The sequence below is a fragment of the Streptomyces sp. NPDC004561 genome (genome assembly GCF_053602155.1).
Genome location: NZ_JBSGDB010000352.1, coordinates 1 through 9,569, shown reverse-complemented (window position 1 = coordinate 9,569; position 9,569 = coordinate 1). Strand labels below are relative to the sequence as shown.

Annotated in this window: 8 protein-coding genes and 2 pseudogenes; 3 read left to right on the top strand and 7 right to left on the bottom strand. The window is 73.4% G+C overall.

Translation table 11 applies throughout. The features are described from left to right. From ACWEN3_RS33470 to mdlC, 3 genes and pseudogenes are all read right to left on the bottom strand, one after another. Positions 1–251, bottom strand: a pseudogene (locus ACWEN3_RS33470) (hypothetical protein); the annotation flags it as partial. 60 nt (positions 252–311) lie between these two features. Continuing rightward, positions 312–1,766, bottom strand: coding sequence for a benzaldehyde dehydrogenase (locus ACWEN3_RS33465; RefSeq protein WP_452978555.1), 1,455 nt, complete (start codon positions 1,764–1,766; stop codon positions 312–314). Positions 1,767–1,830: 64 nt separating this feature from the next. Beyond that, a complete protein-coding gene (gene mdlC / locus ACWEN3_RS33460) occupies positions 1,831–3,411 on the bottom strand; it encodes a benzoylformate decarboxylase (protein ID WP_452978552.1) in 1,581 nt (526 codons plus the stop codon). A 94-nt stretch (positions 3,412–3,505) separates the two neighbouring features. Here mdlC and ACWEN3_RS33455 point away from each other — a divergent pair, with 94 nt between their 5' ends. Next, the gene (locus tag ACWEN3_RS33455) at positions 3,506–4,441 is read left to right on the top strand and encodes a LysR family transcriptional regulator (protein WP_452978550.1); all 936 of its coding nucleotides are present in this window, start codon (positions 3,506–3,508) and stop codon (positions 4,439–4,441) included. A 51-nt stretch (positions 4,442–4,492) separates the two neighbouring features. Here the strand turns inward: ACWEN3_RS33455 and ACWEN3_RS33450 are convergent, their stop codons facing one another. The 3 genes from ACWEN3_RS33450 to ACWEN3_RS33440 form a co-directional block, all read right to left on the bottom strand. Then, a complete protein-coding gene (locus tag ACWEN3_RS33450; RefSeq protein ID WP_452978547.1) occupies positions 4,493–5,236 on the bottom strand; it encodes a PIG-L deacetylase family protein in 744 nt (247 codons plus the stop codon). Between the two features lie 146 nt (positions 5,237–5,382). Then, complete coding sequence (locus ACWEN3_RS33445; RefSeq protein ID WP_452978544.1) at positions 5,383–5,844, bottom strand: DUF5990 family protein; 462 nt, start codon at positions 5,842–5,844, stop codon at positions 5,383–5,385. A 90-nt stretch (positions 5,845–5,934) separates the two neighbouring features. After that, the gene (locus ACWEN3_RS33440) at positions 5,935–6,603 is read right to left on the bottom strand and encodes a hypothetical protein (protein ID WP_452978541.1); all 669 of its coding nucleotides are present in this window, start codon (positions 6,601–6,603) and stop codon (positions 5,935–5,937) included. Between the two features lie 193 nt (positions 6,604–6,796). Between ACWEN3_RS33440 and ACWEN3_RS33435 the strand changes: the two genes are divergently transcribed. Together ACWEN3_RS33435 and ACWEN3_RS33430 are read left to right on the top strand one after the other, a co-directional pair. Beyond that, complete coding sequence (locus ACWEN3_RS33435) at positions 6,797–7,975, top strand: MalY/PatB family protein (protein WP_452978538.1); 1,179 nt, start codon at positions 6,797–6,799, stop codon at positions 7,973–7,975. A gap of 253 nt (positions 7,976–8,228) precedes the next feature. Next, positions 8,229–8,615, top strand: a complete 387-nt coding sequence (locus ACWEN3_RS33430; RefSeq protein ID WP_452978535.1) for a PPOX class F420-dependent oxidoreductase — start codon at positions 8,229–8,231, stop codon at positions 8,613–8,615. Positions 8,616–8,638: 23 nt separating this feature from the next. Here the strand turns inward: ACWEN3_RS33430 and ACWEN3_RS33425 are convergent. Next, a pseudogene (locus ACWEN3_RS33425) lies at positions 8,639–9,569 on the bottom strand (hypothetical protein); the annotation flags it as partial.

Sequence of the window (9,569 nt, the reverse complement as noted above, 5' to 3'; positions counted from 1 at the left end):
GGTCGGCTCAACCATCCAGGCCTGCCCGCCATCTGGGACGCCGTCATGACCCGGCCGCTTCTGCTGGGGCAGTCGCCCGTGACACCGGTGGAGGTCTTCAGCAGGATCGGGATGATGGCGCCGAGGACGACGAGGTCGTAGCCCTCCAGCATGACGGTGATCCAGCACAGGACCACCGTCCAGACGTTGCGTCCGGCGGCGCCGGTTTCTGCGGCGGTGCCGGACGCGTTCGATGAGACGACGGATGCCATGGTGACATTCCCCTTGGAGCGGCTCGGGAGAGGGAGTGGAGGTGGAGCGGGAAGGGGAGCTCAGAACGGGTAGTCGGCGATGTCCGGGCGTACGGTGACCCACTGCGTCTCGGTGAAGGCCTCGACGTTGGCGGCGGCTCCGCCGAACCGGGACCCCGTGCCGGACGCCTTGACCCCGCCGAAGGGGGCGTTGGGCTCGTCGCCGACCGTCTGCTCGTTGATGTGGACCTTGCCGGAGTCGATCCGGTCGGCGAGCTTCATCGCCGTACCGACGTCGCCGAGGATGCCGACGGACAGCCCGTACTCGCAGTCGTTGACGATCCGCGCGGCCTCCTCGATCGAGGAGAAGCCGATGACGGGCGCCACGGGCCCGAAGATCTCCTCGCGCCACGCCGGCATGTCGGTGGTGAGACCGGTCAGCACGGTGGCCCGGTACCCGGCGCCCACGCTCTCGCCGCCCGCGGCCACCGTCGCGCCCGCCGCGACGCTGTCGGTGACGATGCCGTGCACCCGCACCAGCTGGCGCCCGTCGATGATCGGGCCGAGCGCCACGTCCTCCCGGGCGGGATCACCGACGGGCAGCGCCTCCGCCTTCGCGGCGAGCGCGGCGGTGTACTCGTCGAGCAGCGACTCGTGAACGATGTGCCGGCCCGTCGTCATGCAGATCTGGCCCTGGTGCAGGTACGAACCGAACGCCCCGGCGGAGGCCGCCTTGTGCACGTCGGCACCGGGCAGCACCACCAGGGCGTTGTTGCCGCCCAGTTCGAGGTGCGCCCGCTTCAGCAGCCGGCCCGCCCGCTCGCCGATCGCCCGCCCGACCGGCGTGGACCCGGTGAAGGAGACGACCCGGACCTCGGGGGCCTCGACGACCGCCTGTCCGACCGAACCGTCACCGGGGAGCAGATGGAGCACCCCCGGGGGCAGCCCGGCCTCCTCGAAGACCCGCGCGATGACGACCCCGCCGCTGACCGCGGTGCGCGGATCCGGCTTGAGCAGCACCGCGTTGCCCAGCGCCAGCGCGGGCGCCACCGAGCGCAGCCCGAGGACGAGCGGGAAGTTGAACGGCGCGATCACGCTCACCACGCCCGCGGGGCGGCGCCGGGCGAACGACCAGCGGGCCTCCTCCGACGTCAGCACCTCGCCCTGGGGATGCGTCGGCAGCGCCGCGCACTCGAAGCACTCGCCGAGGGCCAGTTGCACCTCGAAGCCCGCCTTGGCCCGCACCGAGCCCGCCTCGCGCACCAGCCAGTCCTCGATCTCGGCCGCGTGCTCGGTGAACAGCTCGCCCGCCCGGCGCAGTACGGCCGCCCGCCGCTGCGGCGGTACGGCCGCCCAGTCCCGCTGGGCCCCGGCGGCACGCGCGGCGGCGCGGGCCACGTCCTCGGCGGTGGCGAGGCCCACGGTGCCGAGCTGGGCCCCGGTCGCCGGCTCGATCACCGGCTGTTCACGGGTGGCGTCCTGCCAGCCGTCACTGAGGAACTTCTTGCTCCAGACGTCGCTGTCGAGGAGTGTCATCGGTTTCCCTTCCCTCACCCGGGGGTGGTCGGTCTTTGAGGAGGCGACTTGCGGCGGAGCGTGGTCAGGACGGCGTGGTGAGCTCCGTGTCGACCTGGATCAGACGGGGGCCGTCGGGGCGTTCGGCGAGGGCGGCGCGCAGCTCGTCCACGCCGTGGACGTGCCGGGCGGGGACCCCGTAGCCCTCCGCGATGCGGGTGAAGTCCAGGCCGGGGATGTCGAGGCCCGGCGCGTCCGGTACGCCGAGGAGGCCGCCGAACCAGCGCAGCGCCCCGTACGTGCCGTTGCGCAGCAGCACCACGGTGAGGGGAACGCGGTGCTGGGCCGCGGTCCACAGGGCCGTGATCCCGTAGTTGGCCGAGCCGTCCCCGACCACGCCCACCACCGGCCGGTCCGGCTGGGCCATGGCGACGCCGACCGCGCCGGGCAGCCCGAAACCGAGACCGCCGGCCGCCGGGAAGTAGTAGGAGCCGGACCGGCGCAGGTCCATCTGCCGCCACCAGGAGGCATTCGTGGACGTCGACTCCACCACGTACGCCGTGTCGCCGGGCAGCTCGTCGCGCAGGGCGGCGAAGACCTCCTCGGGGTGCAGGCGCGGCCCCTCCACGGAGGGCGGAGCGGGCACCGGCCGGTAGTCGCCCGTGGGCGCCCCGGGCGCGTCGAGCACCTTCATCAGCAGGTCGATCACCGCCCCGGGATCGGCGACCAGTGCCTCGCCCATCGGGGCCCGCGCGGCGGCGGAGGCGTCCTCCGTGACCTGGATCAGGCGGGTGCCCTCCGGCAGGTACCGCCCGGGCAGGTACTCGTGGTACCGGAACACCGGAGCACCGAGCACCAGCACCAGATCGTGGCCCTCGAACGCCCGCGAGACGGGTTCGATCCCGGCCGGCAGGACGCCCCGGAACAGCGGATGGCGGTTGGGGAAGGGCAGCCGGAACAGCGACGGCGCCGCCCACACCGGGCCGCCCAGGCGCTCGGCCAGCCGCACCGCGTCGTCGAAGCGCCCGGCCGAGTCGATGTCACCGCCCAGAACCAGTGCCGGGCGGCGCGCGGCGGCGACCGCCTCGGCCAGCGGGCGCCCCTGCTCCCCACCGGGTACGCCCGCGTGCCGGACCCGCCGGTCCAGCACGGCGAGCGCGTTCTCGTCCGCGTCGGCCGCCCAGTCGTCGTACGGGACGGAGAGATAGGTCGGCCGGCGCTGCAACTGCGCCTCGAAGACCGCCTGCGCGAGCGCGCGGGGGACATCCTGCGCGCACGCCGGCTCGGCGGCCCAGCCGACCAGCGGCCGCATCAGGGCCGGGGCGTCGACATTGGAGAGGTTGGCCTCCGGCCCGATCGCCGACCGCACCTGCTGCCCCGCCACGATCACCAGGGGGGTGCGGGAGGCCACGGCGTTCGTCAGCGCGCCCATCGCGTTGCCGGAGCCGGACGCGGCGTGCAGGTTGACCAGGACGGGACGGCCGCCGGCCTGGGCGTATCCGTCGGCCATGCCCATCACCGCGCCCTCGTGCAGCCCCAGCACGTACCGGAAGGAGTCCGGCAGCTCGGCGAGGAAGGGCAGCTCGTTGGAGCCGGGGTTGCCGAAGACGGTGGTGAGCCCCTGGCGTTCGAGGAACTCGTGGGAGATACGACGCACGGAAGGCACAGACGTTCCTTTCGGAGTGACGCACGACACGCTAGGCATCCCCCGACATGGGCACCAATAGATGTTGGCGCGCTCCGATATAGGCTCCATCGATGTGAGCAGCTTCGATCTCAACCTGGCCCGCGTCTTCGTGCTGCTCTACGAGACCGGCAGCGTGACCGCCACCGCCGAGACCCTCCACGTCACCCAGCCCACGGTCAGCTACAGCCTGGCCAAACTGCGCCGGCACTTCGACGACGACCTGTTCCGCCGCACCGGCCGAGGCCTGAGCCCGACCGCTGGCGCCCGCCGCCTCTACGAGCCGCTGCAGCGCGCCCTCGCCGACATCGACGGGGCGATCCGCCAGGGCGACGACTTCGACCCCACGGCCATGGCGGGCCGGTTCACCCTGGCTCTCTCCGACCTCGGCGAGGCGACCCTGCTGCCACGCCTGCTGGCGGCGGCCCGGGAGCGCGCGCCCCGGGTCTCCTTCACCGTCCGCGCGCTGGACGTGGACGACGCCGAGGGCCAGTTGCGCCGCGGCGAACTCGACGCCTTCGTCGCGACCCCGGTGCTCACCTCCCACCGCACCGTGCGCATCCCGCTCTTCCACGAGCGCTACGTCGGCATGATCGCCGCCGACCACCCCCGCATCCACGGCGCGTCCGTCACCATGGCCGAGCTGGCGGCCGAGCACCACGCGACGGTCTACGGACCCAGCGGTCACGTCGTACCCCGGTCCGTGCTGGCCACCCACGGGCTCCTGGACCGCGTGGCCGTCGACGCCACCCGCTTCTCGATGCTGCCCTATCTGCTGGAGCGGACCGACCTGATCGCGATCGTCCCCGAGTACGTCGGCGAGGTCTTCACCGCCTCCCACCGCCTGCGGCTGGTACGGCTCCCGTTCGAGACCGAGCCGATCGAGATCGCGCTCTACGCCCGGCACGAGGCGTCCCGCAGCCCCTCCCAGCGCTGGCTGGTGCAGTTCATGTCCGACGTCCTGGGTGAACTGGTCAGCCCGTCCCAACTCCCGCCGTCGGCAGTGCGGTAGGGCTCCGGCGGGAGCGCGAGGCGGTCGACGGAAGACGGGGATCCGGCAGGACTAGCGGCCGAACAGCTCGAAGGGCACGGCCGGCACTCCGCCGAAGCGGTCGGCGGTGGCGCCGGTGTGCGTGGTCAGGAAGCGACGGACGTAGGTCTCCGGATCCTCGTCGGTCAACGCCTCGATGTACGTGCGGTGTTCGAGGAGCGAGCGCACCGCGCGCTCCAGGCCCGGCGCGGCGTCGACGGCGTGCGTGGGGCTGCCGGAGCCCGCGACGGCCACCCAGCGGACGCCGTTCCAGGGCTCCAGGCCCCGCTCCGCGAGCTCGGGGAAGATCCAGCGGTTCCCGGCGTCCGCGGCGGCGTCCAGGGTGGCCCGGCCGACGGCGACATGGTCCGGGGTGTTCCAGGCGGCACCACCCCAGGTGTCGCGATGGTTGAGGGTGATGACGAGTTCGGGGCGGTGGCGGCGGATCGCGGCGGCGATGTCCCGGCGCAGCGCGGGGCCGTACTCGATCACGCCGTCCCGGTGGTCGAGGAACTCCACGGTCGTGACGCCGACCACGGCCGCGCTCGCCCGCTGCTCACGCTCGCGCAGCGGGCCGCAGACGGCGGGGTCGAGCGTGTCGATGCCCGCCTCGCCGCGGGTCGCCAGCAGGTAGGCGACCTCGCGGCCGGTGTCGGTCCAGGCGGCGACGGCCGCCGAGCAGCCGTACTCCAGGTCGTCGGGGTGCGCCACCACGGCGAGCGCCCGCCGCCAGTCGTCGGGCATCGGCAGCAACTCGGTGATCTCCGGCTCGGTCATCGGCCGCAAGACTATGGTGACGCCGGGCGGGGCGGCCAGGGTGGTGCGCCGCGAAATCCTCTCGGCGGTCGCCGGTTCCACGGTCGTCCCCTGTGCCGTTGTCCGTGTGCGACTCGACGTTCACCAGAACTGCCCGGACCGGCGGTTCACGCGCCCGACGCTTCGCCCGCGGTCCACTCGACCGCGGGGGGCACCACCCGACCGCACACCGGACGGCCCTTGGCGTCGGTGAGGGCGAGCCGGGCCACCAGCACGCCTCGCTTCCGCGCCTCGGCGAGCACCTCGGACGGAACGCCGGCCAGCATCAGCTTGGCCCGCCGGAACATCCGGGGCGCCTCCTCCTGCGGCTGCCTCCCTACCCAGGACAGGTAGACGAAGCGCCCGCCGAGCCGGTTCTGCACGTAGGGGCCGCGCAGTTCACCGTCGTCGGTGAACGTGCAGGGGAGCGTCCACGTCGCCGCCGGGGCGTCGCCGGGCTGCGGATCGAGCAGCTCGGCGGGCCGGTCCTTGCGCTGGACCGCCACCTCGATCCCGCTGACCCCGGGGAAGTCCGGCCCGGGCCCGCAGTGCCTGCCGGGCAGGCTGTGCCCTTCGATACGCAGTCGCATGCCGCCAGTGTGGGCGAGGCGGGGGAGCGGCCGCCATCGGCGCGCCCCCCCCGTGTTCATACCGAGCCACGGGCGCCGTTTCCCGAGGCGCTAGAGGATGCCCAGGCGCTCCAGGAGGCCGCCTCCAGCCGGGCCGGGAGGTTCCGAGCCGCCACTGAGCGGCGAGGCCCAGGTGGGGTCGTGCCATGCGCTGCCGGTCGCATGCGCGAGCAGATGCTGTGCCGTGCCCGGGGCGATGTCCTGAGGGGTTCCTACGGCGATCAGTGCGGCGGTGATCACCGCCGCCGCCTCGTCCGGCAGGGCATGCTCGACGAGCAAGGGAAGCAGCAGCAGGAGCCGGGCGTCCCGGTCCTCGATCCCACCGGCCGCGGAACCCGCACTGCCGACGATGCGGACGAGTTCACGCCACGTCAGTGAGCCCCCGTTCAAGTCCCCTTCCCACGCGGCGACTTGCCGAGGGGTGCTCCAGCTCGGGTGGGTGAACAGGTAGTCGACCCCGTAGTCGCCGTCCAGGTTGCGGTAGACCACGACGACCTCGTGCCCGCCCCCGACCGGTAGCCGGAACACCGGCCACCGCTCCGGGTCCATGAGCACCTCGGACAGGGCATCGACATCAGCCCCGTCGTCGCCGAACCACTCCGGCTCGGCACCCGCATCACGGCAACACGGGCCCCACAAGTGGTTCGACCAGAAGCCCGGACGGGCCACCAGCGAGTCCCCGGCAACGAGCGGGCCGCCGCCGTATCCCTCGATCAGCACCGGGCAATCCTGTCATCTGCGCCCCGGCCCCGATATCGCGTTCTCCTGGTCACAGGCCGGTGATCACGACAACCGAGCGCGCGGACGCGTGCGTTGGCAGGGCGTGCGGCAAGCGCGGGCAGCGAGGGGGCCGTACCGCCGCTCTCCTCCCGCCTCGTGCCGGTGTGCCGCTCCGCCCCCTATCTTGTGCCTCATGACCATCAACCCGCACGACACCGCCGGTGAACCGGATCCGCTGCGCGTCCTCGGGCTGGAGGAGCTGCGCCGTCGTACGAGCATGAAGTGGCGGACCTACCCCGAGGACGTGCTGCCGTTGTGGGTGGCCGAGATGGACGTGCCGCTCGCCGGGCCCGTCGTCCGTGCCGTCACCGACGCGCTCGCCCTCGGCGACACGGGGTATCCGGCCGGCACCGCCTACGCCGAGGCCCTCGCCGGCTTCGCCGCGAAGCGCTGGCACTGGGACGGGATCGACGTGGAGCGCACGGCGATCGTTCCGGACGTGATGCTCGGTGTGGTCGAGATGCTCGGACTGGTCACCGGGGCCGGCGATCCGGTGATCGTGAACTCGCCGGTGTACCCGCCGTTCTACCAGTTCATCACCCACATGGACCGCAGGGTGGTGGAGGCCCCGCTCGGCGCCGGTCTGCGCATCGACATGGCGGTTCTGGAGGAGACCTTCCGGGAGGCGACGGCGGGCGGCGGGCGCGCCGCCTTCCTGCTGTGCAGCCCGCACAACCCCACCGGCACCGTGCACACCGCCGCCGAACTCACGGCCGTGGCCGAACTCGGCGAACGGTACGGCGTCCGGGTCGTCGCGGACGAGATCCACGCCCCGCTCGTCACCCCCGGCGTCACCTTCGTGCCGTACCTGAGCGTGCCGGGCGCCGCCCGCGGCCTGTCCCTGATGTCGGCGTCCAAGGGCTGGAACCTGGCCGGCCTCAAGGCCGCCGTCGCCCTCGCCGGACCAGGAGCCGCCGCCGACCTCGCCCGGCTGCCCGAGGAGGTCAGCCACGGACCCAGCCACATCGGCGTCATCGCGCACACCGCCGCGCTGCGCGACGCCACCGGCTGGCTCGACGCCCTGCTCGCCGGACTGCGGGCCAACCGGCGCCTCCTCAGTGATCTGCTCGCCGAGCACCTCCCTGCGGTCCGCGTCTGTCCCGCCGAGGCCACCTACCTCGCCTGGCTCGACTGCCGCGCCCTCGGCCTCGGCGACGACCCCGCCCAGGTCTTCCTCGACCGCGGCCGGGTCGCCCTGACCTCCGGCCTCCCCTTCGGCACCGGCGGCGCGGGACACGTACGCCTGAACCTGGCGACCTCGCCGGAGATCCTCACCGAGGGGGTACGGCGCATGGCGGCCGCGCTCAGATGACCCCGGCCGCCGGGTACATGTGGGGCACTCCCGGCGCCGCCGAATCCGGGGTCCGCACAGCCGCCCTCGGCTTGGGCGGACCCGGGCATCGGCCCGGACCGCGGATCCTCGTGCGGTGGGAGGACGAACGGGCGCCGCGCTCCCACCGCCCGGCGCAGTTCGACGCCCTCGCCCCGGCCGTGAAGACACCGCACGCCCACCTCGGCACGCACGGCCCGGGAGACCGGCGGCCGTCGCGGCATAGACTTCCGACATGGACGATTCGCGGCTGGACCGGCTCGCCGCCGGCAAGTACCTGCTGGTCACCAGCTACCGCAGGAACGGCACTTCGGTCGCCACACCGGTGTGGGTGGTCCGGGACGGTGACACCCTGGGTGTCTGGACGGCCGCCGACAGCTGGAAGGTCAAGCGGATCCGGCGCCGCGGCGACGTCCTCGCCGGACCCTGCGACGTGCGCGGCAATCCGACCGGCGACCAGTTGCCGGCCACCGCCGAGGTCACCGACGCGGCCACCACCGCCCGCTACCGCGAGCTCATCGCCCGCAAGTACGGCATCCTCGGGCGCCTCACCCTGCTGGGCAGCCGGCTGCGGCGCGGCCTGGACGGCACGGTCGGGATCCGGGTGACCCTCACGGACTGAGGGCCACCCGGGGACTCACCGTCCTACGACGCGTTCAGCACCGAACCGGACAGCACCAGCCCGCCCGACTGCGGTGTGCCGGTCCGTGGGTCGATCTGCTGGAACCGCACCGACTCCGTGGGCTCCGCGACCCGGTCCTTCACCGTGGGCACGGCGACGTCGGCGCTCGTCCGCCCCGCCGGGACGTTCACCCAGAGGTAGAGGCCGTCCACCTTGGACAGCGGACGCTCCGGATCGGGCGACGCCCCGGAGGTGTCCCGCAGCCAGCGCGCCGGGACGTCCTTCGTGGACAACTCCGGGCCGCTGACCGGCGCGACGCCGAAGAGCACACCCATGTCGACGTCGGCCGTCCCGGACAGCGAGACCCGCCACTTCAGCGACTGCCCCTCCGTGACCCGGTCGGCGAGCGGGGTGACGGTCGTCGTGGGCGCGGGATCGTCGTCGTGCACGGTGATCCCGCCCCGGTAGGAGCCGACGACGGCACCGTGGACCGCCTTGACCAGGACGTCGTACGACACGTCCGCGCCGTACCGCGTGTTGCCCTTCACCTCGACCGGCACGTCGATGTCGTGGCCGCCGGGGTGCACGGTCACCAGCCGGTCCTTGGTGTGACCGGTGGCCGGGTCGACGACGTAGACCCGGACCTGGCCGCTGCCGTGGCCCGTCACCCGGACCGGAACACGGTACGTCCGCACGCCCGAGTCGCCCTCGGCCACGGTCCGCCGGCCGATGTCCACCCGCGGCAGCGCGGCCGCCCGTACCGAGGGCGTGCCCGGGCGCCAGCCCCAGGCGTCCATGAGCCAGGCCCGGCCGGAGCCCGAACGCGGCGTGAGTTCCAGCGACTTGACCGAGTGCAGGTCGAACCCGCCGCGGCCGGGGGGCGTCAGCGGCAGCCGGATATCGCGCGCCCAGTAGGAGGGGGTCGGGTGACAGGGGGGCAGCCCCGCGGCACGC